General features: G+C 72.1%; 30 protein-coding genes. 17 read left to right on the forward strand and 13 right to left on the reverse strand.

Annotated features, from left to right (window positions below; all coding sequences use genetic code 11):
* Positions 1-91 precede the first annotated feature (91 nt).
* On the forward strand, positions 92-532 hold the full coding sequence (locus NIE111_RS07285) for a hypothetical protein (protein ID WP_238683634.1): 441 nt from the start codon (positions 92-94) through the stop codon (positions 530-532).
* Positions 529-1,500: an HTTM domain-containing protein gene (locus tag NIE111_RS07290; protein ID WP_238683635.1), complete on the forward strand. Its 972-nt coding sequence runs from the start codon at positions 529-531 to the stop codon at positions 1,498-1,500. The genes NIE111_RS07285 and NIE111_RS07290 overlap by 4 nt, the downstream gene beginning before the upstream one ends.
* Here the strand turns inward: NIE111_RS07290 and NIE111_RS07295 are convergent.
* On the reverse strand, positions 1,464-1,883 hold the full coding sequence (locus NIE111_RS07295) for a thiol-disulfide oxidoreductase DCC family protein (protein WP_238683636.1): 420 nt from the start codon (positions 1,881-1,883) through the stop codon (positions 1,464-1,466). The genes NIE111_RS07290 and NIE111_RS07295 overlap by 37 nt on opposite strands.
* 93 nt (positions 1,884-1,976) lie before the next feature.
* Here NIE111_RS07295 and NIE111_RS07300 point away from each other — a divergent pair, with 93 nt between their 5' ends.
* Both NIE111_RS07300 and NIE111_RS07305 read left to right on the forward strand, forming a co-directional pair.
* Entirely contained in the window at positions 1,977-3,023 is a 1,047-nt protein-coding gene (locus NIE111_RS07300) for an Rv2578c family radical SAM protein (protein WP_238683637.1), read from the forward strand.
* Positions 3,024-3,042: 19 nt separating this feature from the next.
* On the forward strand, positions 3,043-3,450 hold the full coding sequence (locus tag NIE111_RS07305; protein ID WP_238683638.1) for a CoA-binding protein: 408 nt from the start codon (positions 3,043-3,045) through the stop codon (positions 3,448-3,450).
* Between the two features lie 145 nt (positions 3,451-3,595).
* On the opposite strand, the gene NIE111_RS07310 is transcribed toward NIE111_RS07305, so the two are convergent.
* Positions 3,596-4,792: an acyl-CoA dehydrogenase family protein gene (locus NIE111_RS07310; RefSeq protein ID WP_238683855.1), complete on the reverse strand. Its 1,197-nt coding sequence runs from the start codon at positions 4,790-4,792 to the stop codon at positions 3,596-3,598.
* A gap of 177 nt (positions 4,793-4,969) precedes the next feature.
* On the opposite strand from NIE111_RS07310, the gene NIE111_RS07315 reads away from it, so the two are divergent.
* Positions 4,970-5,509, forward strand: coding sequence for a DUF4190 domain-containing protein (locus NIE111_RS07315; protein WP_238683639.1), 540 nt, complete (start codon positions 4,970-4,972; stop codon positions 5,507-5,509).
* Between the two features lie 27 nt (positions 5,510-5,536).
* Here the strand turns inward: NIE111_RS07315 and NIE111_RS07320 are convergent, their stop codons facing one another.
* Positions 5,537-6,442: an SDR family NAD(P)-dependent oxidoreductase gene (locus NIE111_RS07320; protein WP_210781830.1), complete on the reverse strand. Its 906-nt coding sequence runs from the start codon at positions 6,440-6,442 to the stop codon at positions 5,537-5,539.
* 118 nt (positions 6,443-6,560) lie between these two features.
* On the opposite strand from NIE111_RS07320, the gene NIE111_RS07325 reads away from it, so the two are divergent.
* Positions 6,561-7,130: a DUF4190 domain-containing protein gene (locus NIE111_RS07325; RefSeq protein WP_238683640.1), complete on the forward strand. Its 570-nt coding sequence runs from the start codon at positions 6,561-6,563 to the stop codon at positions 7,128-7,130.
* A 75-nt stretch (positions 7,131-7,205) separates the two neighbouring features.
* Here the strand turns inward: NIE111_RS07325 and NIE111_RS07330 are convergent, their stop codons facing one another.
* The gene (locus tag NIE111_RS07330; protein ID WP_238683641.1) at positions 7,206-8,162 is read right to left on the reverse strand and encodes an HpcH/HpaI aldolase/citrate lyase family protein; all 957 of its coding nucleotides are present in this window, start codon (positions 8,160-8,162) and stop codon (positions 7,206-7,208) included.
* Positions 8,163-8,290: 128 nt separating this feature from the next.
* Here NIE111_RS07330 and NIE111_RS07335 point away from each other — a divergent pair, with 128 nt between their 5' ends.
* Both NIE111_RS07335 and NIE111_RS07340 read left to right on the forward strand, forming a co-directional pair.
* Positions 8,291-9,115, forward strand: a complete 825-nt coding sequence (locus tag NIE111_RS07335) for an SDR family NAD(P)-dependent oxidoreductase (RefSeq protein WP_238683856.1) — start codon at positions 8,291-8,293, stop codon at positions 9,113-9,115.
* On the forward strand, positions 9,108-9,401 hold the full coding sequence (locus tag NIE111_RS07340; RefSeq protein WP_238683642.1) for a hypothetical protein: 294 nt from the start codon (positions 9,108-9,110) through the stop codon (positions 9,399-9,401). Before NIE111_RS07335 ends, NIE111_RS07340 begins: the two co-directional genes overlap by 8 nt.
* Before the next feature lie 42 nt (positions 9,402-9,443).
* Here the strand turns inward: NIE111_RS07340 and NIE111_RS07345 are convergent, their stop codons facing one another.
* The gene (locus NIE111_RS07345; RefSeq protein ID WP_238683643.1) at positions 9,444-10,388 is read right to left on the reverse strand and encodes a DMT family transporter; all 945 of its coding nucleotides are present in this window, start codon (positions 10,386-10,388) and stop codon (positions 9,444-9,446) included.
* Between the two features lie 106 nt (positions 10,389-10,494).
* Here NIE111_RS07345 and NIE111_RS07350 point away from each other — a divergent pair, with 106 nt between their 5' ends.
* Positions 10,495-11,214, forward strand: a complete 720-nt coding sequence (locus tag NIE111_RS07350) for an HAD family hydrolase (RefSeq protein ID WP_238683644.1) — start codon at positions 10,495-10,497, stop codon at positions 11,212-11,214.
* An 8-nt stretch (positions 11,215-11,222) separates the two neighbouring features.
* Here the strand turns inward: NIE111_RS07350 and NIE111_RS07355 are convergent, their stop codons facing one another.
* A complete protein-coding gene (locus NIE111_RS07355; protein ID WP_238683645.1) occupies positions 11,223-11,753 on the reverse strand; it encodes a hypothetical protein in 531 nt (176 codons plus the stop codon).
* Between the two features lie 12 nt (positions 11,754-11,765).
* On the reverse strand, positions 11,766-12,635 hold the full coding sequence (locus tag NIE111_RS07360) for a PhzF family phenazine biosynthesis protein (protein WP_238683646.1): 870 nt from the start codon (positions 12,633-12,635) through the stop codon (positions 11,766-11,768).
* Positions 12,636-12,668: 33 nt separating this feature from the next.
* Between NIE111_RS07360 and NIE111_RS07365 the strand changes: the two genes are divergently transcribed.
* From NIE111_RS07365 to NIE111_RS07375, 3 genes are all read left to right on the forward strand, one after another.
* Positions 12,669-13,955 (forward strand): magnesium transporter MgtE N-terminal domain-containing protein, encoded by a 1,287-nt coding sequence (locus NIE111_RS07365; RefSeq protein ID WP_238671210.1) that lies wholly within the window; start codon positions 12,669-12,671, stop codon positions 13,953-13,955.
* Positions 13,948-14,598: a DUF1003 domain-containing protein gene (locus NIE111_RS07370; protein ID WP_238683647.1), complete on the forward strand. Its 651-nt coding sequence runs from the start codon at positions 13,948-13,950 to the stop codon at positions 14,596-14,598. Before NIE111_RS07365 ends, NIE111_RS07370 begins: the two co-directional genes overlap by 8 nt.
* 76 nt (positions 14,599-14,674) lie before the next feature.
* Positions 14,675-15,823: an Mrp/NBP35 family ATP-binding protein gene (locus NIE111_RS07375; protein WP_238683648.1), complete on the forward strand. Its 1,149-nt coding sequence runs from the start codon at positions 14,675-14,677 to the stop codon at positions 15,821-15,823.
* Positions 15,824-15,984: 161 nt separating this feature from the next.
* On the opposite strand, the gene NIE111_RS07380 is transcribed toward NIE111_RS07375, so the two are convergent.
* Both NIE111_RS07380 and NIE111_RS07385 read right to left on the reverse strand, forming a co-directional pair.
* On the reverse strand, positions 15,985-16,407 hold the full coding sequence (locus tag NIE111_RS07380) for a twin-arginine translocase TatA/TatE family subunit (RefSeq protein ID WP_091394791.1): 423 nt from the start codon (positions 16,405-16,407) through the stop codon (positions 15,985-15,987).
* Between the two features lie 97 nt (positions 16,408-16,504).
* Positions 16,505-17,908, reverse strand: coding sequence for a S1C family serine protease (locus NIE111_RS07385; protein ID WP_238683857.1), 1,404 nt, complete (start codon positions 17,906-17,908; stop codon positions 16,505-16,507).
* A 299-nt stretch (positions 17,909-18,207) separates the two neighbouring features.
* Here NIE111_RS07385 and NIE111_RS07390 point away from each other — a divergent pair, with 299 nt between their 5' ends.
* Positions 18,208-18,777, forward strand: a complete 570-nt coding sequence (locus NIE111_RS07390; protein WP_238683858.1) for an O-methyltransferase — start codon at positions 18,208-18,210, stop codon at positions 18,775-18,777.
* Between the two features lie 54 nt (positions 18,778-18,831).
* Here NIE111_RS07390 and NIE111_RS07395 read toward each other — a convergent pair whose 3' ends face one another.
* On the reverse strand, positions 18,832-20,307 hold the full coding sequence (locus NIE111_RS07395; protein ID WP_238683649.1) for a leucyl aminopeptidase family protein: 1,476 nt from the start codon (positions 20,305-20,307) through the stop codon (positions 18,832-18,834).
* A gap of 147 nt (positions 20,308-20,454) precedes the next feature.
* A complete protein-coding gene (locus NIE111_RS07400; protein WP_007455245.1) occupies positions 20,455-20,622 on the reverse strand; it encodes a DUF3117 domain-containing protein in 168 nt (55 codons plus the stop codon).
* A gap of 190 nt (positions 20,623-20,812) precedes the next feature.
* Between NIE111_RS07400 and NIE111_RS07405 the strand changes: the two genes are divergently transcribed.
* From NIE111_RS07405 to NIE111_RS07420, 4 genes are read left to right on the forward strand one after another with little or no spacing between them, the layout of a single operon-like run.
* Entirely contained in the window at positions 20,813-21,631 is an 819-nt protein-coding gene (locus tag NIE111_RS07405) for a PaaX family transcriptional regulator (protein WP_091394799.1), read from the forward strand.
* A gap of 4 nt (positions 21,632-21,635) precedes the next feature.
* On the forward strand, positions 21,636-22,427 hold the full coding sequence (locus NIE111_RS07410) for an enoyl-CoA hydratase-related protein (protein ID WP_238683650.1): 792 nt from the start codon (positions 21,636-21,638) through the stop codon (positions 22,425-22,427).
* 59 nt (positions 22,428-22,486) lie between these two features.
* Positions 22,487-23,785, forward strand: a complete 1,299-nt coding sequence (locus NIE111_RS07415; RefSeq protein ID WP_238683651.1) for a DUF1800 domain-containing protein — start codon at positions 22,487-22,489, stop codon at positions 23,783-23,785.
* Positions 23,786-23,799: 14 nt separating this feature from the next.
* Positions 23,800-25,041: a DUF1501 domain-containing protein gene (locus tag NIE111_RS07420; RefSeq protein ID WP_238683652.1), complete on the forward strand. Its 1,242-nt coding sequence runs from the start codon at positions 23,800-23,802 to the stop codon at positions 25,039-25,041.
* Here NIE111_RS07420 and NIE111_RS07425 read toward each other — a convergent pair.
* Positions 25,038-25,661, reverse strand: coding sequence for a hypothetical protein (locus NIE111_RS07425; RefSeq protein ID WP_238683653.1), 624 nt, complete (start codon positions 25,659-25,661; stop codon positions 25,038-25,040). The two genes, NIE111_RS07420 and NIE111_RS07425, sit on opposite strands and share 4 nt — an antisense overlap.
* Before the next feature lie 13 nt (positions 25,662-25,674).
* Entirely contained in the window at positions 25,675-26,256 is a 582-nt protein-coding gene (locus NIE111_RS07430) for a DNA-3-methyladenine glycosylase I (RefSeq protein ID WP_308193642.1), read from the reverse strand.
* Positions 26,257-26,304 lie beyond the last annotated feature (48 nt).

The raw sequence follows: 26,304 nt of genomic DNA on the forward strand, positions 1-26,304 counted from the left end.
AGCAACCCCGCATGATCACCTGCCTGGTCAGGCCGAACTGGCCGTCGGAGGGACCCGAGGCCGTCGGTACATCCCGTATCGTCACGACCCGATGGAGAACCTGACCACCCGCGGGCGCGTGACCCGGCTGGGCGTGACCGCACTGGGCCTCGTCCTGCTCGTCGTCGGCACCTTCTGGGGCAGCGACGACGACTTCCCGTTCGGCCCGTTCCGGATGTACTCCACCTCCAACCCGCCGAACGCGCCAGCACCCGACACCCGCGTCGAGGGGGTGAACAGCTCCGGGGCGGTGATCGACCTGGACCAGAACGCGACAGGCATCCGCCGCGCCGAGATCGAGGGTCAGCAGGCCCGATACGCCGCCGACCCGACGCTGCTCACCGAGGTCGCCGACGCGTACGCCGAACGCCACCCGGACGCTCCCGCGCTGGTCGAGGTCCGCATCGTCATCCGCTGGCACGGCATCCGCGCCGGCCGACCGACCGGCCAACACACCGACCAGACCGTCGTCCGCTGGCAGGCCACCCGATGAACCGCTGGCTGACCGAGGCCGTACCCCGGGGGCGGGTGGCCGCCTTCCGCACCCTGATCTACCTTTTCGTCGCCGCCGATCTGGTGATCTTCACGCCCTGGGTACGCACCCGGGTGAGCGTGCCCGGCGACCTGTACCAGCCACTCCTGATCGGCCGCCTGCTCCCACTGCCGACGCCGACCGAGACGCTGGTGACGGTGATCTTCTGGGCGTTGCTACTGCTCGCACTCCTCGCCGCCACCGGACGAGCGCCCCGGCTGCTCGGCTGGGCGGTGTGCGCGCTGTACCTGGAGTGGATGATCATCGCGATGAGCTACGGGAAGGTCGACCACGACCGGTTCGGGCTGCTCGTCGCCCTGGCCGTGCTGCCCACCGCCGGTCGCGCCCGACACGGCGACACCACCCGCACCGAGGCCGGCGGCTGGGCCCTACGCGTCACCCAGATCGCGGTGATCTGCACGTACTTCCTGGCAGCCTTCGCCAAGCTGCGCTTCGGCGGTCTGGACTGGCTGACCGGCTCGGTCCTGGCCCGCGCGATCATCCGGCGCGGCACCGACCTGGCGGACCTCATCGCCCAGGTGCCGTACCTGCTGATCGTCGCCCAGTTCGGCATCGTCGCGTTCGAGCTGCTGAGCCCGCTGGTCTTCTTCCTGCCACCCCGCTGGCGACTCGCCATGGTCGGCTTCTTCTACTCGTTCCACGCGGTCACCATCGCGACCATCACGATCTCGTTCGCGCCGCACCTGGCCGCGATGACCAGCTTCCTACCGCTGGAGCGGGTGCGCCCGCTGGTCTGGGCACGCCGGCTCGTCGGCCGCGGCTCTCCCGAGGCGGCGACGACGGATGCCCCGGAGCCGCGCCCGGCCGACGTCGACAGGGTGCCGCCTGACCCGGGCCCGGTGACAGCCGGCGCGGGGCCGGCGCTGGACGATCAGGCGCCGGTGGTCGGGCGACCGGCCGGCCCGTAGAGCCGCTCCCGGGCCTCCTGCGGCAGGGAACAGGCAGCAGTGCCACCGGGAAGTCGGTGCCGGTTACGTGCCACCCAGCGGTACAACGGCCAGGCAGCGACGCGTACCGGAGGAATCCGCAGACCGGCGCCGGCGACCCGCCAGAACGGACCACTCGCGGCGAGCAGCTTCGCGATGGCGTCCGGGCCGGCCGCCCGCGAGCCGTCCGCGCCCACCCACTGCACGGCCTCCTCGCACTCGGCCACTGTGAGGCCGAGCGCGTCCAGGTCGGCGAACTGCCAGGGCACGACACGTGCGGCGGTGGGGATGCGACGTTCGATGAACTCCGCACAGCTCGTGCAGAACGCGCAGTCCCCGTCGTAGACGAAGGTCGACGTCTCCATGGCGTCCATCCTCCCCTCTCCGACCACCCGGACGCCCACCGGTGTACGGCGGGTCACTTGCGCTTGCCTCGTACACGTGTTCGAATAGTGGCCATGCGCTGGGACAACCTCACCGCTCCCCCGGTCGAGGGAGACCCCGAGCGGGCAGCGCCAGCGACGCCACCCCTGCCGCTGGCGCTGCCCGGCGCCGTCGCCCGCACCTTCGACACCCCCGAGTTCGCCGGGATGACGTTCTACGAGGTGCAGGCCAAGTCCATCCTCAACCGGGTGCCCGCGCAGTCCCGCGTCCCGTTCGAGTGGACGATCAACCCGTATCGGGGCTGCTCTCATGCCTGCGTTTACTGTTTCGCGAGGAATACACACACTTATCTCGATCTCGATGCCGGTGCGGACTTCGACCGGAAGGTGATCGTCAAGGTCAACGCCGGTGAGCTGGTCCGGCGGGAGCTGGCCGCGCCACGCTGGCGGGGCGCGCACGTGGCGATGGGCACCAACGTGGACTGCTACCAGCGCGCCGAGGGTCGTTACCGGCTGATGCCGCAGATCATCGGCGCGCTGCGGGACTTCGCCAACCCGTTCTCGATCCTCACCAAGGGCACGCTGATCCTGCGCGACCTGCCGCTGTTGCGCGAGGCTGCCGAGGTGACCACGGTGGGCATCTCCTTCTCGGTGGGGTTTGTCGACGAGCACCTCTGGCGCACCGTCGAGCCGGGCACACCGCACCCACGCCGCCGGCTGGACGCCGTCCGGGCACTCGCCGACGCCGGTTTCTCCGTCGGCGTGCTGATGGCACCGATCCTGCCCGGCCTCAGCGACAGCGACGAGTCGATCGACACCACCGTCTCGGCGATCGCCGCCGCCGGCGCGACGAGCGTGACCGCCCTGCCCCTGCATCTGCGTCCCGGCGCCCGGGAGTGGTACGCGCACTGGCTCGCCCGCGAGCACCCGCACCTCGTGCCCCGCTACCGCGAGCTCTACCGGGCCGGCGCGTACGCCCCGCAGGCGTACCAGCGGGAGCTGACCGCCCGGGTGCGGATCGCGGCACGCCGGCACGGGCTGCACCGCGGGGAGCGGGGCGACAACCGCAGCCTGCCCGAGCCACCGCCACCGTCGGCGGCCGAGCAGCTGACGCTGTTGTAGTCGGAGCTACAGTCGGCGGGTGCGTACCGCTCAGCAGATCCTCGCCGACTCCGCCGTGATCGCCGTCGTGGGCGCGTCCCGCGACCCGTTGAAGGCCGCGCACGGCGTGCCGTTGCAGATGCAGCGGTACGGCTGGCGCATCATCCCGGTCAACCCGACCGTCGACGAACTGTTCGGGGAACGGGCCTACAAGTCGCTGGCCGATATCCCGCACCCGGTCGACCTGGTGGACGTGTTCCGGCCGGCGGCCGACGCCGTGCAGGTCGTCCGGGACGCGGCGGCGATCGGCGCTCCGGCGGTCTGGCTCCAACTGGGCATCGTCTCGGCCGAGGCGCGGCGGATCGCCGAGGAGGCCGGCATGGACTACGTCGAAGACCGCTGCCTCATCGTCGAACGCGCCGCTGCCAACCTGACCCGCCTAACCTGACCCAGCCCTCACCCTCACCCTCGCCCTCGCCCTCGCCCTCGCCCTCGCCCTCGCCCCCGCGATCTTGCACTTACTGTCCCGGCATAACCGACATAAGCGGCAACCGGGCAACCGAAAGTGCAAGATCGCGGAGGTTGGGCGCGGGTTAGAGCTTGTATTCCTTGAGGAGGCCTCGGGAGATGATGGTCTTCTGGATCTCCGAGGTGCCCTCGCCGATGAGCAGGAACGGGGCCTCCCGCATCAGCCGCTCGATCTCGTACTCCTTGGAGTAGCCGTAGCCGCCGTGGATGCGGAACGCCTCCTGGACGACCTCGGCGCAGTATTCGGAGGCGAGCAGCTTGGCCATCCCGGCCTCCACGTCGTTGCGCTGGCCGGCGTCCTTGAGCCGGGCGGCGTTGACCATGAGGGCGTGTGCGGCCTCGATCTTCGTGCCCATCTCGGCGAGCTTGAAGGCGATCGCCTGGTGCTTGGCGAGCGGCTGGCCGAAGGTCTTGCGCTGCTGGGCGTAGCTGACCGCCAACTCGAAGGCCCGGATGGAGATGCCGCAGGCGCGGGCGGCGACGTTGACCCGGCCCACCTCGATGCCGTCCATCATCTGGTAGAACCCGCGGCCCACCTGGTTGGCGCCACCGAGGATCGCGGAGTCGGGGACGGTCACCCCGTCGAGCACCATCTCGGTGGTCTCGACGCCCTTGTAGCCCATCTTCTCGATCTTGCCGGGGATGGTGAGGCCGGGGGCGGTCTCGCCGAAGCCCGGCTCCTTCTCCAGCAGGAAGGTGCTCATGTTGCCGTAGACGGACTCCGCGCCGGTGTCGGTCTTGACCAGGGTGGCCACCACCGAGGAGTACGCCCCGTTGGTCAGCCACATCTTCTGTCCGTTGAGCACGTAGTTGTCGCCGTCGCGGACGGCCCGGGACTTGATCGCCGACACGTCGGAGCCGGTCTCGGGCTCGGACATGGAGAACGCGCCGCGCACCTCGCCGGTGGCCATCCTCGGCAGTAGGCGGGCCTTCTGCTCGGCGGAGCCGTGCTGGGAGATCAGGTACGCCACGATGAAGTGGGTGTTGACGATGCCGGAGATCGACATCCAGCCTCGGGACAACTGCTCCACCACCAGGGCGTAGGTGAGCAGCGATTCACCGAGGCCGCCGTACTCCTCGTCGATGGTGAGACCGAACAGCCCCATCTCGCGCATGCCGTCGAGGATGTCGGTGGGGTACTCGTCGGCGTGCTCCAGCCGCTGCGCGTGCGGGATGATCTCCTTGTCGGCGAAGTCCCGAACGGTCTCCAGGATCGACTGTTGCACATCGGTCAGGCCGGGCGTCTGGGCGAGTCGGGCCATCTCAGCCTCCGGGGATCCGCGCACTACTCATGGGTAACTGAACGCTGGGTCAGTATCGGCCCCTCGGGTCGACGAGGCCAAGGTGACCAGTCCACACAACCGCTGTGAAAAGGTTCACCGCTGCGGGTAGCGTCCGGCAAGAGGGACTTTTCCGGCACCGGCAGGAGGAGGACAGCTGTGAGCTACCCGCCGCCGTCGGGACCGCCCGAGGACGAGCCGCCGCCGTCACCCTACGAGCCACCGAAGGACCAGTCGCCGTACGCGCCACCGCCGGCCGGCCAGTCGCCGTACGCGCCGCAGCCGGACCAGCCGGCGTACGAGCTGCCAACGGAACGCTCACCGTACGGGCCACCGGCTGGCGAACCGTCCCCGTACGGCCACCAGGGGCCGCAGCAGTCGGCGCACTGGAGCCAGCAACCGCCGTACCCCCCGCAGGGCCCCTACGGTCAGTACGGCCCACCGCCTTCCGGGCCGGGTCGGGGCACCAACGTGCTGGCGATCCTGTCGCTGGTGTTCGCCTTCGTCTTCCCGCCGGCCGGCGCCGTCCTCGGCCACGTGGCCAAGCGGCAGATCCGCACCAGCGGCGAGGAGGGCGACCAGCTCGCCACCTGGGGGCTGATCCTTGGCTACGTCTTCACCGGCCTCACCGTGCTGGCCTGCTGCGGCTGGCTGGCGCTGGTGGCCTTCGGCAACACCGGCGACAGCGGCAGCTACTGACAACCGGGCCGCCGCGGACCGTCGTCGTCAGCGGAAGCGGGCCTCCCGGACGCTGTTGCCGCCGTCCACCACCAGCATCTGGCCGGTGATGTACGAGGCGGCCGGCGAGCAGAGGAAGCTGATCGCCGCGGCGACCTCGTCCGGCGTGCCCGGCCGCCCCACCGGGGTGCCCAACCCCTGCTTGATCTCGGCCATGGTGGACGCCGCGGTGTAGATGGTGCCCGGCGCCACCGCGTTGACTGTCACCCCGTCGGCGATCATCTCCATGGCCAGGGCCCGGGTCAGCCCGACGACCCCGGCCTTCGCCGCGGCGTACGCGGCCTCGGTGGGCAGGGCGTTGACCGGGCCGGCCGTGGCCGACAGGTTGACGATCCGACCCCAACCCCGCTCGGCCATCCCCCCGATGAACGCCCGGCTGCACAGGAACGCTGTGGAGAGGTTGCGGTCGATCTCACCGCGCCACTCGTCGTAGGTCAACTGCGCTACCGGCCGCAGCACCCCCTGGCTGGCGCGACTGGCCAGGCCAGCGTTGTTTACCAGCACCTCGACGTCGCCCAACTGCTCGGCGACCGCATCGGCCAGCGCGCCGACCTCGGACTCGTCGGTCAGGTCCGCGACGAAGCCGGTCACCCCCAGCTCGGTCGCCCGCTCGTGGATGCGTCGGGTGGTGGAGACGATGGCCACCCGCGCGCCCAGGTCGGCGAGTCGCCGGGCGGTGGCGTACCCGATGCCGTCCGGGCTGCCCGCCCCGGTGACCAGGGCGACCCGCCCGTCGAGGCGCATGGTGACCGGGTCGGTGAGCGCGACCGGCTCGTCGGGGCCGGGGCTGCCCGCCGGGGCGGCCGTCCGGGCGCGCCGGGCCGCACCCGGGCGGCTGACGTCCCGTCGGGGTCGACTGCCGGAGCGGTCCGCGGCGCGCGCGTCGTATGCCATGACAGGGATCCTGCCCGTTACGACCGGCCCGAGCAACGCGGCACCCGGAAGCAGGGGCGTCGGGTTTGGGCGGCGCTGGCTACCCTGTCTCCGCACCCCAACCTGACGGAGAGTTCGTATGACCAATCCCCCGCCGCCCGGCAACTGGAGCGATCCCACGTGGTCGGCCCAGCCGTCGAGCCCCGCACCGGATCCGACACTGGTGGCCGGTCAGCCGGTGCCCGCCCAAGCTGGCCCGGTCGACCCGTACGCCCCGGACCCGTACGCCCCGGCCCCATACGCCCCGACCGCCTACGCCCCGGACCCGTACGCCCCGGTCGACCCGTACGCCGGTGCGAAGCAGCCAGCGGCCCAGCCGATGCCCGGTTACGCCCCGCCCGGTTATCCGCCGCAGTACCCCGGCTACGGCTACCCCCAGCCGCCGAAGACCAACGGGCTGGCCATCGCGGCGTTCGTGCTGGCCCTGATCGGTTTCACGTCCTGCATCACCGCGCCGATCGGCGCGATCCTCGGCCACGTGGCGCAGAAGCAGATCCGGCTCAGCGGCGAGGGCGGGGCGGGGATGGCGAAGGCTGCCATCATCGTCGGCTGGATTCTCACCGGGTTCCTGGTGCTGGTGATCCTCATCTACGTCGCCGCGATCGTCTACGCGATCGCGACCAGCGACAACAGCAGCAGTAGCTACTGACCGGCGGGCGGGCCGGCGTACCGCCGATTGTCGGGCCGGACCGACAGCCGGCGGCGGTCGTCCCGGCCCGGCCGGTCACTGCTCCGGTGGGGTGAACGACGAGGTGCGGCTCATCCCGGCGGCCCGGCCCTTGGCCGCGACCACCAGCGCCATCTTGCGGGACGCTTCGTCGATCATCTCGTCGCCGAGCATCACGGCTCCGAGCCGGCCGCCGGCCTCCGAGGTGTAGTGCTCGTACGCGTCGAGGATCAGCTCGGCGTGGTCGTAGTCGGCCTGGGCCGGCTGGTAGACCTCGTTGGCGGCGTCGATCTGGCCCGGGTGCAGCACCCACTTGCCGTCGAAGCCCAGCGCGGCCGAGCGCTTGGCCACCTCGCGGAACGCGTCGACGTCGCGGATCTGCAGGAACGGGCCGTCGATGGCCTGCTTGTCGTGCATCCGCGCGGCCATCAGGATCCGCATCAGGATGTAGTGGTACGGGTCGCCCGGGTAGTCCGGGATCAGGCCGCCGACCACCATCGACTTCATGTTGATCGACGCCATGAAGTCGGCCGGGCCGAAGATGATGGTCTCCACGCGCGGCGAGGCGGCGGCGATCGCGTCCACGTTGACCAGACCGGCGGCGTTCTCGATCTGCGCCTCGATGCCGATCCGACCGACCTCCAGGCCGATCGTCTTCTCGATCTGGGTGAGCGTCAGGTCCAGCCACTGCACCTGGGCCGCGGTCTGCGCCTTCGGCAGCATGATGCAGTCCAGGTTGGCGCCGGCGCCCTCGACGACCTCGATGACATCCCGGTAGGTCCACGGGGTGGTCAGGTCGTTGACCCGGACCACCCGGGTCTTGCCGGCCCAGTCGCCCTCGTTGAGGGCGGCAACGATGTTCTTGCGCGCGTCCGGCTTGGCCAGTGGGGCGACGGCGTCCTCCAGGTCGAGGAAGACCTGGTCGGCCGGGAGGCCCTGAGCCTTGCCGAGCATCTTCACGCTGGAACCCGGCACGGCGAGGCAGGACCTGCGGGGGCGACCGACTGCGGCCATGGATGCGCTCCTTCCAGCGTCCGGCGGGCATGCCGACGCCACCTGACGACAGATCCGGGACCTTAACGATCCCAAAGGGCGTTGTGACGCCACGGTAACCTCGCGCCATGACCGGGGTGAATGGACCTGTGGAAGATCTCACTGGGCGCCGACTGGTGGTGGTGACCGGGGCCAGCTCCGGCATCGGGCTGGCCGCCGCCGTGCACCTGGCCTGTCGGGGCGACCAGGTGGTGCTGGTCGGGCGGGACCCGGCCCGCCTGCAGGCCGCTGCCGTTCGGGTACGGGAGAACTCCGGTGAACGTCCGGAGCTGTTCCGGGCCGACTTCGCGATCCTCGACGACGTACGTCGACTGGCCGGGCAGCTCCGGTCCGCCTACGACCGGATCGACGTGCTCGCCAACAACGCCGGCGCGATCGCGCTGCAACCACTGAGCACTGTCGACGGCTTCGAGATGTCGATCCAGGCGAACCACCTGGCCCCGTTCCTGCTGACCAACCTGCTCGCCGACCGGGTGGGCCGGGTCGTGGTGACCGCCTCCGGCGCGCACCGCTTCGGCGCACTGGACCCGGACGACCTGAACAAGCCACTGCGTGACTACCGGCCGATGGGCGCGTACGGCACCAGCAAGCAGGCGAACGTCCTGTTCACCGCCGAGGCCGCCCGGCGCTGGCCGGACGTTGCCTCGTACAGCTTCCACCCCGGCGTGGTCCGTACCCGGTTCGCCAACGACAGCAGGCTTGTCGCGTTCGGCATGCGGTTCATGCCGTTCCGCAGCCCGGAGAAGGGTGCCGAGACCCTTGTGTGGTTGGCCAAACAGGAGCGCTCCCGGCTGATCAACGGGGGTTACTACGTCGACCGCCGACCGCGTCGACCGCTCCGGAAGGCTGCCGATCCGCAGCTCGCCGCCCGGCTGTGGACGGCGAGCGCCAAGGCCGTCGGTCTCGATGACTGACCGGGCCGGTGTGCTGACACTCGTCGCGATCGTCGAGTTCGCGGTCGGGGCCGAGGCCGCCGGGCAGCGCTACGAGGACGCCGTGCTGGCCCTGCTCGAACGGCACGGCGGCCGGTTGGAGCGGCGTCTGCGCGGCACCGGCGGGCAGGCCGAGGTGCACGTGATCCGGTTCGACGGGCGGGCCGGCTACGAGTCGTTCCTCGCCGACCCGGACCGGGCTGCCCTGCGTACCGCCCTCGGCGAAGCCGCGCCGACGACCCGGGTGATCGAGGTGCACGAGGGCTAGCCCGGTAGGTGGGTGGGGCCTCGGTCCGCCCGCTTGGGTTGATCAGTCGGCCAGCGGGGTCGGGTCGGCCGGGAGGGCTGTGGGTTCGCTCCGCCGGCCGCCGAGCACCACCACCGCCACGCCGGCCAGCAGCAACGCCATCCCGAGCAACGCGTACGGGCGGGGCAGCTGACCCAGCCAGGCCCAGCCGAGCACTGCCGCGCCGGGCGCCTCCAGCAGGATCAGCACGCTGACAGTGGTAGCCGGGATCTTCCGCAGGGCGTAGTTGAACATCGAGTGCCCGAGCAGTTGGGCGCCCGCCACCAGGGCCAGGATGGCCAGCCAGGTACGCCCGTCGAAGCCGGTCAGCCGTACGCCGCCGACCACGCACAGGGTCAGCAGGATCAGCGCGCAGATCCCGTAGCAGATGGTGGTGTAGGTGGTGGTGCTGATGCTGACCCGGGCCCGTTCCCCGAAAGCGGTGTAGACGGCGGCGAACATGGCACCGATCAGCGCCAACACGTCACCGAGGACGGCCCGACCGGAGACCGCCACGTCCACCCCGGTGGCGACCGCCGCGCCGCCGACCGCCACCGCGATGCCGATCCACACCACCCGGGGCAGCGGACGCCCCTGGGCGCGGGCGATCAGCCCCTGCCAGACCGGCTGGGTGGCGACCAGGGCTGTGGACGTGGCGACCGAGGTGAGCTGGGCGCTCGGCACCCAGGTCGCGAAATGCCCGGCCAGGGCGACCCCGGACAGCACGCAGAACAGGCCCTCCCGCCGGCCCGCACCCACTGCCAGTCTGCGGAACTCGGCGCGGCGTCGGGCCAGCGCGAAGGGACTCAGCACGGCCACCGCGAGCAGGTTGCGCCAGAACGCGATGGCCAGCGCGGGGGCTGCGGCGTACGCGATCAGCGGCGCGGACGACGACACGGCGACCACTGCCAGCCCGACCGCGCCGGTGGTCAGCGGGTCCAGGGACGGCCGGGGTGGAGGTGGGGGCACGGGACGTAATCCTCACACGTATGACGGTCAGCACGGAGGGTCATCACTCCGTTACGATCACGCGGGTTCGCGCCGGCGACCCTCGACCGCCCGGAGGCGCTCCCCCATGCCCAGCTACCAGGCGGTGCTGTTCGACTTCTTCGGCACCCTGACCCGTTCGGTACAACGCGGTGTCGCGCACGTCGGCACCGCCGAACTGCTCGGCTGTCCCACTGAGATCTTGACCGAGGTGCTGAACCGCACCTACTACGAGCGGGCCAGCGGCCGGCTCGGCGACGCGGAGGCGACGCTGCGCTGGGTGTGCGCCCAGGCCGGCGTACACCCCAGCGACCATGCGGTACGGGCAGCTGTGGCGTCCCGGCACCGGGCGGTCCGCGCCGACACCTGGCTGCGCGCCGACGCGGTGCCGGTGCTGGCGGCTCTGCGCCAGCGCGGCCTGCGCACCGGCGTGATCAGCGACTGTACGCACGAACTGCCGGCCTTCCTGCCGCAGCTCGCTGTCGCCCCCCTGCTCGACGTTCGGGTCTTCTCGGTGCAGGTCGGGCGGTGCAAGCCGGATCCGACGCTCTACCTGACGGCCTGCCACCGGCTCGGGCTCGCTCCGGGCGACTGCCTCTACGTCGGTGACGGCGGCAGCCAGGAGTTGACCGGCGCCGAGCGGGCCGGGATGACCGCCGTCCGGCTCGCCGCACCGGATCTGGCCACGCACATGGTCTTCAACGCCGACCGGGACTGGTGCGGCCCGACGCTCGGCGCCCTGGGCGACGTGCTCGCCCTCGTCGACGCCGACGCCGCGGTGGCGGGCGTCGGCGGTCGGACGGGCTGATCGACCGATCAGCGGCGGCGGACCCGGTGCAGTCGGAACGGCTTACGGGTGGCCCGGACCGCCGGAGTCGGCCGAGGTGGCTCGGCCTGCGCGTCGGCCGGCAACTCCGATCCGGCCAGCGGCGTACCGGCCGGGGCGAGCCGGTTCACCGCGCATCCGTCGGCCGCCCAGCGGGCCACCAGGTCGGCGGTCGGACCTGGCGCGTTGAGGCGCTTCGCCGCCACCAGCGGCGCGGTCACCTCCCACGCCTCGGTGCCCGGCTGCAACCGGCTCACCCGGGCCGGCCAGGTGACGATCCGACCGCCGTGGTCGCCGCGCAGGGTGACCTGGGCCTCGGTCGCGTCGGCCAGACCCGGTGCGGCCTGCTCGCCCGGCCCGCTGACCACCAGCAGCGCGCCCTCCAGCGGTGCGCACCAGAGCGCGAGCGCCGGCCCGTCCGCAACGCTGACCCAGGCCACGGCGGCCTTCTTCATCGCCTCGTCGACCAGTGGGGTGCCCCCGGGGGCGTCCTCGTCCGTCACACCCGCATCCTCCCGCATCGGCGCCTCCGCTCAGCCCACGAACGGCGGCACGGCGATCTCACCGCGGGCCACCGGCACCACCTGGCCGGCGACCGTCGCGCCGACCGCCACCCCGTTCGCCGCGGTGACAGTGCAGGCCAACGCGGACGGACGGTTCATCTCCACGCCCTGACGGACCGCGTACTCCGAGCGCCCCTCGCCGGGCAGCAGACCACTCGCCACCAGCCAGACACCGAGGCCGAGCGCCGCCGAACCGGTCGCCGGGTCCTCCGGAACGCCGATCCCCGGCACGAAGACCCGGGCGTGCGCGGTTTGCGCGGCCGCGTCCCAGGAGAAGACGCTGACGTGCGACACCCCGTACCGCTGCGCCGCCGCCGGGTCCACCCGGGCGCGGGCCACCGACTCCGGACGCACCGGCAGGTACGGGAACTCCAGCCCGCAGCCGGCGACCCGTGGGGGCGGCCCGAGGTGGTCGTCGGCGACCAGCCCGGCGATCTCCAGCAACGGCTCCGGGTCCAGCTCCGGCCCGAGCGTCGGAGCGCCACCGGTCAGCGTCGCCCCGGACGCGGTCACCTCGATCGGCAGCACACCGGCCCGGCACTCCTGAGTGACCTGCCCCACACCGAACATGCCCCGTCTGCAGGCGGTGACCGCCGCGCCCACGCTGGGGTGCCCGGCGAACGGCAACTCCTCCACCGGGGTGAAGATCCTGGCCCGGTAGGTGACGCCGACCTGGGTCGGAGGCAGCACGAACACCGTCTCGGACAGGTTGAACTCCAACGCGAGCGCCTGCATCTGCTCGGTGGCCAGCGCCTCCGCGCCGAACACCACCGCCAGCGGGTTGCCGGCGAAGGGGCGATCGGTGAAGACGTCCACGATCTCGTAGGCCAAGGTCGACATGTTGATAAACACTAGGCGCTTAGGCTGGTGCCCGTGAGTACGCCGACCCGGGTCTACATCGCCCGTCTCGCCGGAGTCGCCGTCTTCGACCCGAACGGTGACCAGGTGGGGCGGGTTCGTGACGCCGTGGCACGGCTGCGGGCGACGAAGCGTCCGCCGGAGGTGGTGGGTCTCGTCGCCGAGATGCCGATGCGTCGCCGGATCTTCCTGTCCATCAACCGGATCACCTCCATCGACGCGGACGCCGTGGTGCTCGGCTCCGGCACCCTCAACCTGCGCCGGTTCGAGAAGCGCCCGAACGAGCTGCTGGTGCTCCAGGAACTGCTCGACCGGCGGGTGCAACTCGACCCGGGCGGCCAGCCCGGCGCGGTCGTGGACGTCGCGATGGAGTGCACCCGGGGTGGCGAGTGGTCGCTGACCCGTGTCGCCGTACGCGAGCAGACCGGTCGGCTCAGCCGCCGCGGCCACCTGCACCAGGTCGAGTGGGACCGGGTGCGCGGGCTCAGCGGCATCGCCGACAACCGGGGTACGGCGAACCTGCTCGCCGTACTGGAGGACATGCGCCCCGCCGACCTGGCCAACGCGTTGCAGGATCTGCCCGACGCGCGACGCAACGAGGTGGCGGCCGCGCTGGACGACGAGCGACTGGCCGACGTGCTCAGCGAGTTGCCGGAGCACGACCAGGTGGAGATCCTCGCCGCCCTCGACCGGGAGCGGGCCGCCGACGTCCTGGAGGAGATGGACCCGGACGACGCCGCGGACCTGCTCAACGAGCTGCCCCCACCCGAGCAGGACGTGCTGCTGGACCTGATGGAGCCGGACGAGGCCGATCCGGTACGCCAACTACTGAAGTACACCCCCGGCACGGCGGGCAGTGTGATGACCTCGGAGCCGGTCATCCTGCCGCCGGACGCCACAGTCGCCGAGGCGCTGGCCCGGATCCGGGAGCCACAGCTCTCCCCCGCCGTCGCCGCGCAGGTCTTCGTGACCCGAGCACCGCAGAACACGCCGACCGGCCGTTACCTGGGCATGGTGCACTTCCAGGCGCTGCTGCGCGAACCCCCGGCCGACCTGCTCGGCAAGGTGGTGGTCAACGACATCGACCCGCTGCGCCCCACCACGCCGCTGCCGGAGATCACCCGCCGGATGGCCACCTACGACCTGGTCGCCATGCCGGTGATCGATCGCAACAACCGGCTGGTCGGCGCCGTCACCGTCGACGACGTGCTGGACCACTCGCTGCCCCGGGACTGGCGGGACCGCGACGCCCTCGCCGCCCCGGGCACCACCGACCCTGCGCTGGACGGCGCAGATGGCTGACCAGCGTCGGACAGAGCGTCTCGACCAGCCACGCGAGCCCCGGGGCGTGAAGCTGCCCCGGTTCGACGCGGAGGCGTTCGGTCGGTGGTCCGAGGGCATCGCCCGGGGCATGGGCACCGCGAACTTCATCGTCGTCATGACTGTGGTGATCGCGATCTGGTTCGTCTGGAACACCCTGGCCCCGGCGGACCTGCGCTTCGACCCGTACACCTTCACGTTCCTGACCTTGGTGCTGTCGTTGCAGGCCAGCTACGCGGCCCCGCTGATCCTGCTGGCCCAGAACCGGCAGGCCGACCGGGACCGGGTGGCCCTGGAGGAGGACCGGCGGCGAGCCACCGCGCAGAAGGCGGACACCGAGTATCTGGCCCGGGAGATCGCGGCCCTGCGGATCGCGCTGGGTGAGGTCGCCACCCGCGACTTCCTCCGCTCCGAGCTGGCCCGGCTGGCCGAGGAGCTGGACGAGGTGGGGCAACGCCGGCAGCGACTGGAGCGCCGCCAGCAGGAGAAGGACAGCCGGCAGGAGCGACGTGGCCAGCGGCCGACCGACGGCGTCGGCCTGGAAGAACCCCGCGACGACCTGGACGGCGACTTCACCCGGGACGCCCGGCCGGACGGCACCGGCCCGCGCCGGTCGGAGAGCTGACCGACGGGTCATCGATTGGCTCACACCGCCCCGGGCAGCGGCGGCAACGGATGCCCCGCGACGTAGCATTGCGGGCATGTCAGCACCCGTGAGCACCGTCGAGGACGCGATCCAGGCCGCCCTGGCCACCGTCAACGACCCGGAGATCCGCCGGCCCATCACCGAGCTGGGCATGGTCCGCTCCGCCACGATCGGTGCCAGCGGTGTCGTCCGCGTCGAGCTGCTGCTCACCGTCGCCGGCTGCCCGCTGAAGGACAAGCTGCGTAACGACATCACGGCCGCCGTCGCCGCGGTGCCCGGCGTCACCGGCGTGGAGATCGACTTCGGTGTGATGACCCCCGAGCAGCGGCAGGGGTTGCAGTCGCAGCTGCGCGGCGGCGGCGCGACCGAGGAGCCCGTCATCCCGTTCGCCCAGCCCGGCTCGCGCACCCGCGTGTACGCGGTGGCCAGCGGAAAGGGTGGCGTCGGCAAGTCCAGCGTCACTGTCAACCTGGCGGCGGCGCTCGCCGCCCGCGGGCTCTCCGTCGGCGTGGTCGACGCCGACATCTACGGCCACTCGGTGCCGCGAATGCTCGGCACGGAGGCCCGGCCCACCCGCGTCGAGGACATGATCATGCCGCCGCAGTCGCACGGCGTGAAGGTGATCTCCATCGGCATGTTCACCTCCGGCAACGCCGCAGTCGTGTGGCGCGGTCCGATGCTGCACCGGGCACTGCAGCAGTTCCTGGCCGACGTCTACTGGGGCGACCTGGACGTGCTCCTGCTCGACCTGCCGCCGGGCACTGGTGACGTGGCCATCTCGCTGGCCCAGTTGCTGCCCAACTCGGAGATCCTGATCGTCACCACCCCGCAGACCGCCGCCGCCGAGGTCGCCGAGCGGGCCGGGGCGATCGCCCTGCAGACCCACCAGCGGGTGGTAGGCGTCATCGAGAACATGTCCTGGCTGGAGCTTCCGGACGGCTCCCGGATGGAGATCTTCGGCGCCGGCGGTGGTGAGGCGGTGGCCGCGTCGCTGAGCCGGACCATCGGCGCGCAGGTGCCGCTGCTCGGTCAGATCCCCCTGGACACCCGGGTCCGCGAGGCCGGCGACGCCGGCAACCCGATCGTGCTGGCCGAGCCGGGCTCCCCGGCCGCTCAGGCGCTCGGCACGATCGCCGACCGGCTCGCCCTGCGCCGCGAGTCACTGCTCGGCAAGCCACTCGGTCTCAAGCCCGCTGGGCGCTGACCACCCGGGACACCGTCAGCCCGTCGGCCACTGTTGGCCGGCGGGCTGAGTCGTGCCGGTGGGTGGTCCAGCAAGGCCGCCGCGGCGGGCGCGATCCGGCCGAGTCCGGGCAGGGCGGGACCAGCCGGTCGCGGGCACTAGCCGGTCGGGGCGCGGGTCGGTCAGGTGGCGTCGTCGTAGCTGGCGCGGGGGGCCGGAGCCGAGGGGCTGCTGGTGGCAGTGCCGGAGCGGGCCTCGTTCGACCGGAGGTCGGCGGCGTTGGCCACGTCCTTCAGGTCGTTGTGCACGCCGCTGACGTCCGCGCGCAGGTTGTCGTAGACGCCCTGCAACGGCTTGCGGATCGCCGCCTCGTCCTCCTCGCTGAGGAGGTGCTTGCGGATGAACGCCTTCGGATGCAGGTCTTCCAGCTGAATGTCGGTGCCCAGCTCACGGCTCAGGTCGCCGGTGGCGTTGCGGGCCATGTTGCGCAGGTTGCGCACCAACCGCAGGCCGTCGGTGATCACGGCGGGGAGCCGGTCGCCGAAGATCAGCAGCGCCAGGAGCAGCAGCGCACCGATCTCCCACCAGTTCAGGTTGTCGAGCATCCCGCGGGCCTCCTCTCGGCGTCAGCAGCAAGACTACGCACGGCGGACGGCTTTCGGGCAAGGGGTGCGCCGCTGTTCACTTCGCTTCCGTGGTGAGTCACTTCGCGTCCGCGGCGAGAGTTACCGAGGTGTTCTGCCGAGCGGAGCCCCGCCGATACTCGACGGTCACGACCGAGCCCGGCGCGTACTTGCGGACCAACGCCGTCAGATCCGTCGGCTCGGTCATCGGCCGCCCGTTGATCTTGAGAATCACGTCGCCGACCTTCAGTCCGGCGCCGTCCGCGGGGCCGGACGGCTCCACCTCGGCCAGCCGCAGGCCACCCCCGACAACCCCGGTGGGGCCGTCCGCCCGGGCGCCGATCACCGTACGCCGGGCCTTACCGGTGCCGATGATGTCCTGGGTCACCCGCTTGGCCTGGTTGATCGGGATGGCGAAGGCGAGCCCGATGTTGCCCGCCTCGTGTCCCTCGGCCACGAGTGACTTGATGGTGGAGTTCACTCCGACCACCCGGCCGGCACCGTCGACAAGTGGGCCGCCCGAGTTGCCGTGGTTGACCGCGGCGTCGGTCTGGATGGCCGCGTAGTACCGCACCGGGCCGCCCGGCTCACCGGCCTGCATCGTCCGGTCCAGCGCACTCACGATGCCGGCGGTGACCGTGTTGGCAAGCGACAACGGCGAGCCGATGGCGAGCACGGGGTCGCCGACCGCCAGCGCGTCGGAGTCGCCGAACTCCACGGGTCGCAACCCGGGACGACTCACCTTGATCACCGCGATGTCCGACTCCGCGTCCTGGCCGACGATGGTCGCCGGCGCGGTGCTGCCGTCGTTGAAGACCACCGAGGCCTTGCCGGTGCCGCCGGCCACCACATGGTCATTGGTGATCACATGGCCGTCGGCGGTGGCGATGAACCCGGAGCCCTCACTGGTCCCGCCGAGGCTGCTCATCCGTACGGTGACCACGCTGGGCAGAACCCGTTCGGCGACCCCGGCCAGCGACTCCGGTTTGCGCTGCGCCAGCGCCGGCACCTCCGCGGGCGCACCGCCGAGGACCGCCGCACCAGCGCCGCCGCGCACCGCGAACGCGTAGCCCAACGCACCGCCGAGGGTGCCGGCCAGCAGCGCGGTGATCACGGGAATGAGCAACAGGTGGCGCAGAGTCGGCCGGCCCGGCGCGTCGGGGTCGCTGACCGGCTCGGGCTCGGTGCCGGGGGCCACCACCCCGGGCACCACCACTGCGGTAGGGGCCGCCGGGTCGCGCCAGGGGTCGGCGAGCGCGTCCGACCACCAGGCCGACGCGTCGGCCGAGTTGGGGGCGCCCACAGCCGGCCCCGGCCAGCCCGGTGTCGGCCCGCTGCCTGGCGGGGCGAGGGGCGCACGGTCGGCCCCCGGCATGGTCGGCGGCCCCACCGACGGGGCTCCTGCCCCGGGCGGTCGCGCCGGAGCCGGAGTCTCACCGCCCCGGCGCCAGTCCCAGCCGTCGGTCACGTCGGTGCCTCCCAGTCCGTCCCCGGATCCCGCGCCGCGTCGCCCGGCCACGGGCCGGTCTGGTCGCGGCTGACGGGATACCGCCTCCAGGATTGCACGGATGGACGCGGTGCAGTCAGCGGTTGCCCCGGTGATCGCTTCCGGCGGAGGCGCGGCTGCGCCCCACGACGGTCGCCTCTACGCTCACAGTGCCAACCCGCCCCCGCACCACGCACCGCCCCCGGAGGTGCCCCATCGCCACGGTCGCCGGTTCCGGCAGTTCGACGACACAGGCCCAGCATTTCGCCGAGTCGTACGTCACCGAGGATCTCGTTCTGCGTACCGCCCGCAGCCTGGCCCGGGAGGTGGGCCTCGACGCGGTCACCCCCGGCGCGGGGGCGGCGCTGCGGCTGCTGGCCGCCGCCGGCAACGCCCGTGCGGTGGTGGAGATCGGCACCGGCACCGGAGTCAGCGGCGTCTGGTTGCTGCGCGGCATGCGCGTCGACGGCGTGCTCACCACCATCGACGTGGAGGTGGAGCACCAGCGGATCGCCCGGCGGATCTTCGCCGAGGCGGGTTTCGCGGCCGGGCGTACCCGGATCATCACCGGTCGGGCGCTCGACGTGCTGCCCCGGCTCGCCGACGGTGCGTACGACCTGGTCTTCGTGGACGCGGAGGCGACTGGCTTCCACGCCTGTGTGGAGGCGGCGCTGCGGCTGTTGCGGCCTGGCGGCGTGCTGGCGCTCAACGGTGTGCTGGCCAGCGGCCGGATCGGCGACCCGTCCGCCCGGGACGCGGAGACGGTGACGGTTCGCGAAACGATCAAGGCGGTCCGGGAGTCGGAGCACTGGATTCCCGCGCTGCTTCCGGTCGGCCACGGGCTGCTCGCCGCGGTGAAGTGCTGATCCGAGCCCAGGACGGGTCAGAGCCTCGGTCGGGCCGGGGCTCTGACCCACGCGCTAGTTGACGTCGGCGAGCCAGCGCAGCAACGAGCGGACTCCCCAACCGGTGGCGCCTCGGCTGACCTCGGCCTGGTCGCTGTCGGCCCAGGACGGGGCGGACATGTCCAGGTGCAGCCAGCGGTCTCGTAGCTCGCCGGTGAACTCGCGCAGGTAGAGCGCGGCCAGCACCGACCCGGCACCCTGCGCGGGTGCGCTGTAGAGATCGGCGATCTCGCTGCCGAGGTACTCGACGTAGTCGGTGTGCAGCGGCATCCGCCACGCCGACTCGCCGGCCGCCTCGGCCGCCGCCAGCACGCTGGCGGCCAACTCGTCGTTCTCGCTGTAGAGGGCGGCGGTGCGCTTGCCCAGCGCCACCGAGTTCGCGCCGGTGAGCGTCGCCAGGTCGAGCAGCAGGTCCGGTTTGAGCTGCTGCACCGCGTACGCCAGCGCGTCGGCGAGGACCAGCCGACCCTCGGCGTCGGAGTTTGTCGTCTCGCTGGTCGTACCGCCGTAGTGCCGGATGACGTCGCCGGGGCGGAACGCCGAGCCGCTGACCATGTTCTCGGCCAGCGGGGTCAATGTGGTGATCCGGACCGGCAACCGCAGCGCGGCGGCACCAAGGGTGGCGGCGACGACAGCGGCCGCGCCGGCCATGTCCTTGCGCATGAGCTTCATCGACGCCACCGGCTTGATCGAGATGCCACCGGTGTCGAAGGTGATGCCCTTGCCGATCAGCACCACATGGGTGCGCGCGTTGGCGGGGTGCCAGTCCAGTTCGACCAGCCGGGGTCCGCTGGCGGATCCACCGCCCACGGCGAGGATCCCGCCGAAGCCCTCGGTGGTCAGCTCTGCCGGGCCACGGACCCGCAGCCGCAGGTCCGGAAGGTCGGCCGCGGCGGAGGCCACCTGGTCGGCGAACCACTGCGGGGTCTTCACCGACGAGGGAGTGTTGGTCAGGTCCCGCGCGAGATGGGTCATCGCGGCCGTGGTCCGAGCCGTGGCGACGGTGTCCTCGTACCCGGCGGGGTCGTCGAGCAGCAGGTCGACGCCGGTGAGCGCCGGTCGGTCGCCGGCCTCGGTGAGTCGGAACCGGTACGGGGCGAGCAGCAGCCCCTCGGTCAACCCGCGAACTGCGGCCGGGGTCACCTCGGCGGGCAGCGCGATGGTGATATGCGTCTCAGCTGAAGCTGAGCGGGCCAGGGCCGCGCCGGCCGTCCGCCAAGCCGCCTCGCCGCCGTCACCGATGCCGAGCAGCAGCAGCCGGCCGGGGGTACGCCCGGGGCGCAGCTGAGTGTGGATCTCGCCGGCTCGGCCCGTCAGCCGGGCCGCTGACGCCAGCGCGGCCGCCTCGTCGGCCGTGCCGTCCGGGCCCGCCACGGCTGTCGATACTGGCTCGGCCGAGGTGTCACCTTCCGCCGTCGAATCGGCGGAGCGGACGGGCAGGACGAGGACGTCGAGCCGGTCCGGCTCGGCGATCAGACGGATTGCGAGCACGCGGAACCGTACCTCCAGAAAAGTGTCGCGGACCGGTGGCGAACCCACCTGACCGCAGCGTTGAAGACCCTGAGCCACCGGCGATTCCGGTGGCTCAGGGTCCAAAGAACGTTCCGGGCGGCGTGAGCCGCCCGGAGCACTCCTTACTCAGCCGGCCGCTGCCTTCAGTGCGTCACCGAGCGCGTTGGCCTCGTCGGGAGTCATCTCGACGACGAGCCGGCCACCGCCCTCCAGCGGGACCCGCATCACGATGCCCCGCCCCTCCTTGGTGACTTCCAGCGGACCGTCGCCCGTCCGCGGCTTCATCGCCGCCATGTTGTCTCCCCTCAGACCTACACCAGGGTCGGTGGGTTGCCCCACAGCCACTTCGTCACGACCACCCGCAACGGTCACGGGGGTGTCGACAAACGATTTTCCCTGATGAACACCGCCGGACCCAAACCGGAGCAGCATTGATGTAACAGCATCTAGCTTATCTTGAGAAGGCCTGTCACAATGTGCGGTCATGCAGGCACGGTCGGCACTCTTCGACCTGTACGGCGACCACCTCCGTCCGAGGGGTGGCCGGGCACCGGTTGCTGCCCTGGTCAAGCTACTGGCGCCGCTGGGAATCGCACCGCCAGCAGTTCGCACCGCCGTCTCCCGGATGGTGCGCCAAGGCTGGCTCGAGCCCCTCCGGTTGGTCTCCGGACCGGGATATTCGATCACACCGAAAGCTGCCCGCCGACTCGACGAGGCAGCCGCCCGGATCTACCGGACCGGCCGGGTCACCTGGGACGGCCGGTTCGACCTCCTGGTGTTGGAGGCCCCGGGCTCCCGGCGGGACCGCCAACGGCTCGCCGCGAATCTGAGCTTCCTCGGCTACGGAACGCTCGACGAGCAGACCTGGGTCGCCACCCGCCCCGCCGAGGACGTCGACCTCCTCCTCGCCGAGACCGGCATCCGGTTCGAGCGGTTCACCGCCTCGCACTTCTCCGGCACCCCCGGCGCGATGGGCGTGGTCCGACGCGCCTGGAACCTGGCCGAGATCGGCCGCGCCTACGAGCGGTTCGTCGCGGACCAGCGCCCGCTGCTCGCCGCGGTCACCGTGCGCAGCAGCGACGAGGAGGCGTACGCGACGCGGTTCCGCCTCGTGCACGCGTGGCGTACGTTCCTCTTCCAGGATCCGCAGCTGCCCCCGGCGCTGCTGCCCGAGCGGTGGCCCGGCACCGCCGCGGCCAGTTTCTTCGACCGGCACGCAGCCCGCCTGCGTCCGGCCGCCGACCGGTACGTCGAACAGTGCCTCGACGCCGGCAACCGCATCGTCCGACAGAAGGGTCGTTAGACACGTGACCGAGCCGCTGCTGGTCGACCGGACCGACGCCGTCGTCACCCTCACGCTGAACCGGCCGAACGCGATGAACGCGCTCGACGTGGCGCTCAAGGAGGCGCTGCGGGACGCCCTCGCGGAGCTGGAGACCGACCGGTCCTGCCGTGCTGTCGTCCTGGCCGGGGCCGGCGGGGCGTTCAGCGCCGGTCAGGACCTGCGCGAGCACGTGGCCACCCTGGAAAACTCCGCCAGTGACCCGCTGGGCACCGTGCGGGCGCACTACAACCCGATCGCCGCCCGGCTCGCCAACCTGCCCAAGCCGGTGATCGCCGCGGTCCGCGGGATGGCCGCCGGGGCGGGCGCGTCGCTGGCGTTCCTGGCCGACATCCGCATCGGCGGTCCGACCACCAGTTTCCTGATGGCCTTCGCCAAGATCGGTCTCGCCGCCGACACCGGCGCCTCCTGGACGTTGCCCCGGCTGGTCGGCCACGCCAAGGCGGTGGAGCTGCTGCTGCTGGCCGAGCCGGTCCGCGCCGAGGAGGCCTGCCGGTTGGGCCTGCTCAACCGGCTGACGGACGACGACGAGCAGGTGTTGCCCGTCGCCCAGGAGTTGGCCGCCCGCCTCGCCGCCGGCCCGACCGTCGCGTACGGGGCGATCAAGCGACAGCTCTCCATCGCCGACGCCGGCACCCTCGCCGACGCGCTCGCCGCCGAGGCGCAGGCCCAGTCGATCTGCGGCGCCACCGCCGACCACCGGGCGGCCACCCTCGCCTTCGTCGGCAAGCAGAAACCGGTCTTCGAGGGACGCTGAACGCGATCCGGACGCCGCCCTTACCGTCCTCGAACACGGAACGCCTAGCGTCGGCCGGTATGAGCGATCGTGAATCGGTGGCGCACCTGCTGCGCCGCGCCACCTTCGGGCCGACCGCCGACGAGGTGGACGCGGCCGAGCGGGCCGGGCCGGCGGCGACACTGGACCGGCTGCTCACCCCGCCCGCCACGGATCGGGGTGCGGCGGCCACACCGGTTCCGACGCTGCCCCCGGACCCGTACGCCGGGCTGACCAAGGACTCCACCCGTGAGCAACGGCAGCAGGCCAACGCGGAGCGCCGCAAGCAACTCCAGCAGGTCACCGAGTGGTGGCTGGACCGGATGGTGGCCGCCGAGGACGGGCTGACCGAGAAGTTGCTCTTCTTCTGGCACGGGCACTGGGCCACCAGCGCGCAGAAGGTCAAGTCGGCGCGGCTGATGGTGGGCCAGTTGGAGACGCTGCGCCGGCACGGTCGTGGGCCGCTGGGCCCACTGTTCGCCGCGATGGTGCGCGACCCCGCCCTGATCGTCTGGCTGGACGGGCAGAAGAACACCCGCAAGGCACCGAACGAGAACCTGGCCCGCGAGCTGATGGAGCTGTTCACCCTCGGCATCGGCGCCTACAGCGAGGCCGACGTGAAGGCCGGCGCGCGGGCCCTGACCGGCTGGGTGGTCGACCGGCGTACCGGTGCGGCCCGCTTCGAGACCCGCCGGCACGACCCCGGCGAGAAGAGCATCCTCGGACGGAGCAGCCGGTTCGACGCCGAGGCGTACGCCGGCCTGCTGGCGGCCCAACCGGCGGCGGCGACCTTCGTGGCCGGTCGGCTCTGGTTCCGCTACGCCGGCACCGAGACCCCCGCACCGGATGGCCTGGCCGGCGCGGACATCATCGCGACAGTGCGGGCGCTCTTCTCCGCGCCGGCCTTCGCGCAGACCCGGGGCACGCTGGTGAAGCAACCGGTGGAGTGGTTGGTCGGTGCGCTGCGGCAGCTCGGTATCCGACCGTCCGCGCTGCCCGAGCAGCAACGTCGACAATTGCTGGCCGGTCTGAACGCGCTCGACCAGGTGCCGTTGCGCCCACCGAGCGTCGGTGGTTGGCCGGCCGGGTCCGCCTGGCTGACCACCTCGTCGTTGCAGGCCCGGCTGCGGACGGCCGGGGTGCTCGCCGCCGCCACGGCACCAGCGGTGCTGGCCCGCCTGACCGCCGCGCCCACCGCCGGCCGACCGGACGCGCTGGCCCGACTGCTGGTGGTCGACGGGTGGGGCGCACGCACCCGGGCGGCTCTCACCCCGCTGGCCGGTGAGCCCCGCAAACTGCTGGCCGCCGGCCTGGTCAGCCCCGAATACACAGTCAGCTGAGCGGAGGAGTCGACATGGACACAGTGACCCGACGCAGGTTCCTGCTGACCAGCGGGGTGGTCGGCGCGGGCGCGTTGGCCGCCGGGGCCGGCGCGTACAGCCTGCGGGACCTGCTGGACACCAGCGGGGACCGGGACCCGCAGTCCCGCACGCTGGTGCTGGTGACCCTCTACGGCGGCAATGACGGCCTCAACACTGTCATCCCGTACGGCGACCCGGCCTACCGGGCGGCTCGCCCGGAGCTGGCGTACCCGGACGGGGAGGTGCGGCGGTTGGACGACGACTTCGGCCTCAACCCGGCGCTGGCCGGCCTGCACCAGCGCTGGTCCGGCGGTGGGTTGGCGATCGTGCGCGGAGTCGGCTACCCGAAGCCGGACCGCAGCCACTTCCGTTCGATGGACATCTGGCACACCGCGCAACCGGACCGGCCCGGCAACACCGGCTGGCTCGGGCGGTGGCTGGACCGCGCCGGCGGCGACCCCCGGCTGGCGGTCTCCTTCGAACCGGCGCTGCCGCCGCTGCTGGCCGGGGCCGAGAGCGCCGGTGCGGCAGTGCCGGTGACCGACCGGAAGGCCGCGAAGGGGCTGCCCGCGGCGACACTGACCGCGTTCGCCGCCGCCGAGGCGGGCGAGTCGGCGGCCCGGGGCCGGGCCGCCGCCTGTTTCGCCGACCTGCGGTCGGTGGACGAGATGATCCGCCAGGTACGCGACTCCGCCGACCCGGACACGGCGGACCCGGACGGCGAGCAGGCCCCCGCGACGGCCACCGGCGGGGCCCGCACCCCACTGGACGCACAGCTCGACCTGGTCGCGCAGTGCGTCGAGGCGGGAGTGTCCACCCGGGTCTTCTCGGTGTCGCTGGGCGGCTTCGACACGCACGCCGACGAGAAGCAGTTGCAGGCCGTGCTCCTGGGTCAGCTGGACCGGGCGTTGACCGGGTTCGCCGACCGGATGAGTCGCACCGAGGCGGGCCGGAAGGTGGTGGTGGCGGTCTACTCCGAGTTCGGCCGTCGGGTACGGGCCAACGCCTCGGACGGCACCGACCACGGCACCGCCTCGGACGTGCTGCTGCTCGGCGCGGGCGTCCGGGGTGGCTGGCACGGCGCACCACCAAGCCTCACCGACCTCGACGACGGCGACCTGAAATACACCACCGACTTCCGGGACGTCTACGCCACGCTGCTGGAGCGGGTGCTGGACACCGACCCGGGCCCGGTCCTCGCCGACTGGCGGGGACGAGTGGACAAGCTTTTCTAGTCGTCCTCTTCCGGGTCCTGGTTGGCCTGCTCGCCCAGCACGAACGCCTGCATGGCCAGCTCGTCGCCGGCCGGCGAGACGAAGGCGGGCAGCTCACGCGGGCCCAGCTCCTGCACGTAGGACCAGAACAGCCGAACCGCCTCGGCCGGCGTGCCGGCCTCGATCGGCAGGTCGAGGCTGACCAGCCAGGTGCGCCGCGCCGGGGGCGGGCCGAGCTGGTCGGCCAGCGCCCGGAAGGCCGCCGGCTCCACGGCGGTGACCGGCCCGTCGAACGTCAGCAGGTCGGCCGGCACCGGCTCGTCGAAGGCCCGCCGGGTGTACGCGACAACGAGCGTGCCCGGCTCGACCGGGGACTGCGGGTCGTCCGGGTCTTCGCGATGGCGTCGACCCGGCGCGGTGACCCGGCCGAGGGCCACCAGCCGTGGCGGGGCGTCGACAAGCACGGCCACCTGGTCGCCCAGCCCTGGCCGCGCGACGTCGGTCAGCCCGGTCAGCTCCAGCGTGTCGTGGTGCACGAGCCGCTCGGCCTCGTACCGTTCGGCGGGCAGCAGCACCGCCCAGGTGCCCACCCCGTCGGCGTTGCCGGCCGCACCGGCCCGGTGCGCGGTCTCGGTCGTCATGCCTGCAATCTCATCACGCCGCCGATGCAAGGGTGACGTGACAGCCGACGATGTGATCGTCGACCATCCCGGTGGCCTGCATCAGCGCGTACGCGGTGGTCGGGCCGACGAACCGGAAGCCGCGCTTCTTGAGTGCCTTGGCCATCGCCGTCGACTCCGGCGTGATCGGCGCCAGCTCGGCGAACGAGGCGGGGCGAGTTGGCCGGGGCTCCGGCGCGAAGGACCAGAGCAGCGCGGACAGGCCCTCCGGCAGTTCCAGTGCGGCGCGGGCGTTGGTGATCGCCGCCTCGATCTTGGCCCGGTTGCGGACGATGCCGGCGTCGGCGAGCAGCCGGGTCACGTCGGCGTCGTCGTAGCGGGCGACGGTCGGGATGTGGAACTCGTCGAAGGCCAGTCGGAACGCCGGACGCTTGCGCAGGATGGTCAGCCAGGACAACCCGGACTGGAACGCCTCCAGCGTCATCCGCTCGTAGAGCGCGTCGTCGCCGCGCAGCGGCCGCCCCCACTCGGTGTCGTGGTAGATGGCGTAGTCGGGGGTGCTCGACCCCCAGGCGCAGCGAGGCAGCCCATCGGCGCCGATCACCAGGTCAGTCACCTCGTACACGCTAGGGCATCCGTCCGACACCCCATTGCCACCGGCCGT

The sequence above is a fragment of the Micromonospora hortensis genome, from assembly GCF_022230935.1.
Taxonomy (GTDB): Bacteria; Actinomycetota; Actinomycetes; order Mycobacteriales; family Micromonosporaceae; genus Micromonospora; species Micromonospora hortensis.

Excerpts from the sequence above, each read along its gene's own strand:
- NIE111_RS07330 (WP_238683641.1), bottom strand. The coding sequence starts at position 8,162 with ATGGCCGCAGTCGGTCGCCCCCGCAGGTCCTGCCTCGCCGTGCCGGGT.
- NIE111_RS07400 (WP_007455245.1), bottom strand. The coding sequence starts at position 20,622 with ATGGCGGCGATGAAGCCGCGGACGGGCGACGGTCCGCTGGAAGTCACC.
- NIE111_RS07380 (WP_091394791.1), bottom strand. The coding sequence starts at position 16,407 with ATGCTCGACAACCTGAACTGGTGGGAGATCGGTGCGCTGCTGCTCCTG.
- NIE111_RS07290 (WP_238683635.1), top strand. The coding sequence starts at position 529 with ATGAACCGCTGGCTGACCGAGGCCGTACCCCGGGGGCGGGTGGCCGCC.
- NIE111_RS07375 (WP_238683648.1), top strand. The coding sequence starts at position 14,675 with ATGTCAGCACCCGTGAGCACCGTCGAGGACGCGATCCAGGCCGCCCTG.
- NIE111_RS07370 (WP_238683647.1), top strand. The coding sequence starts at position 13,948 with ATGGCTGACCAGCGTCGGACAGAGCGTCTCGACCAGCCACGCGAGCCC.
- NIE111_RS07350 (WP_238683644.1), top strand. The coding sequence starts at position 10,495 with ATGCCCAGCTACCAGGCGGTGCTGTTCGACTTCTTCGGCACCCTGACC.
- NIE111_RS07405 (WP_091394799.1), top strand. The coding sequence starts at position 20,813 with ATGCAGGCACGGTCGGCACTCTTCGACCTGTACGGCGACCACCTCCGT.
- NIE111_RS07420 (WP_238683652.1), top strand. The coding sequence starts at position 23,800 with ATGGACACAGTGACCCGACGCAGGTTCCTGCTGACCAGCGGGGTGGTC.
- NIE111_RS07425 (WP_238683653.1), bottom strand. The coding sequence starts at position 25,661 with ATGACGACCGAGACCGCGCACCGGGCCGGTGCGGCCGGCAACGCCGAC.
- NIE111_RS07325 (WP_238683640.1), top strand. The coding sequence starts at position 6,561 with ATGACCAATCCCCCGCCGCCCGGCAACTGGAGCGATCCCACGTGGTCG.
- NIE111_RS07360 (WP_238683646.1), bottom strand. The coding sequence starts at position 12,635 with ATGTCGACCTTGGCCTACGAGATCGTGGACGTCTTCACCGATCGCCCC.
- NIE111_RS07355 (WP_238683645.1), bottom strand. The coding sequence starts at position 11,753 with ATGCGGGAGGATGCGGGTGTGACGGACGAGGACGCCCCCGGGGGCACC.
- NIE111_RS07415 (WP_238683651.1), top strand. The coding sequence starts at position 22,487 with ATGAGCGATCGTGAATCGGTGGCGCACCTGCTGCGCCGCGCCACCTTC.
- NIE111_RS07320 (WP_210781830.1), bottom strand. The coding sequence starts at position 6,442 with ATGGCATACGACGCGCGCGCCGCGGACCGCTCCGGCAGTCGACCCCGA.
- NIE111_RS07310 (WP_238683855.1), bottom strand. The coding sequence starts at position 4,792 with ATGGCCCGACTCGCCCAGACGCCCGGCCTGACCGATGTGCAACAGTCG.
- NIE111_RS07295 (WP_238683636.1), bottom strand. The coding sequence starts at position 1,883 with ATGGAGACGTCGACCTTCGTCTACGACGGGGACTGCGCGTTCTGCACG.
- NIE111_RS07285 (WP_238683634.1), top strand. The coding sequence starts at position 92 with ATGGAGAACCTGACCACCCGCGGGCGCGTGACCCGGCTGGGCGTGACC.
- NIE111_RS07340 (WP_238683642.1), top strand. The coding sequence starts at position 9,108 with ATGACTGACCGGGCCGGTGTGCTGACACTCGTCGCGATCGTCGAGTTC.
- NIE111_RS07300 (WP_238683637.1), top strand. The coding sequence starts at position 1,977 with ATGCGCTGGGACAACCTCACCGCTCCCCCGGTCGAGGGAGACCCCGAG.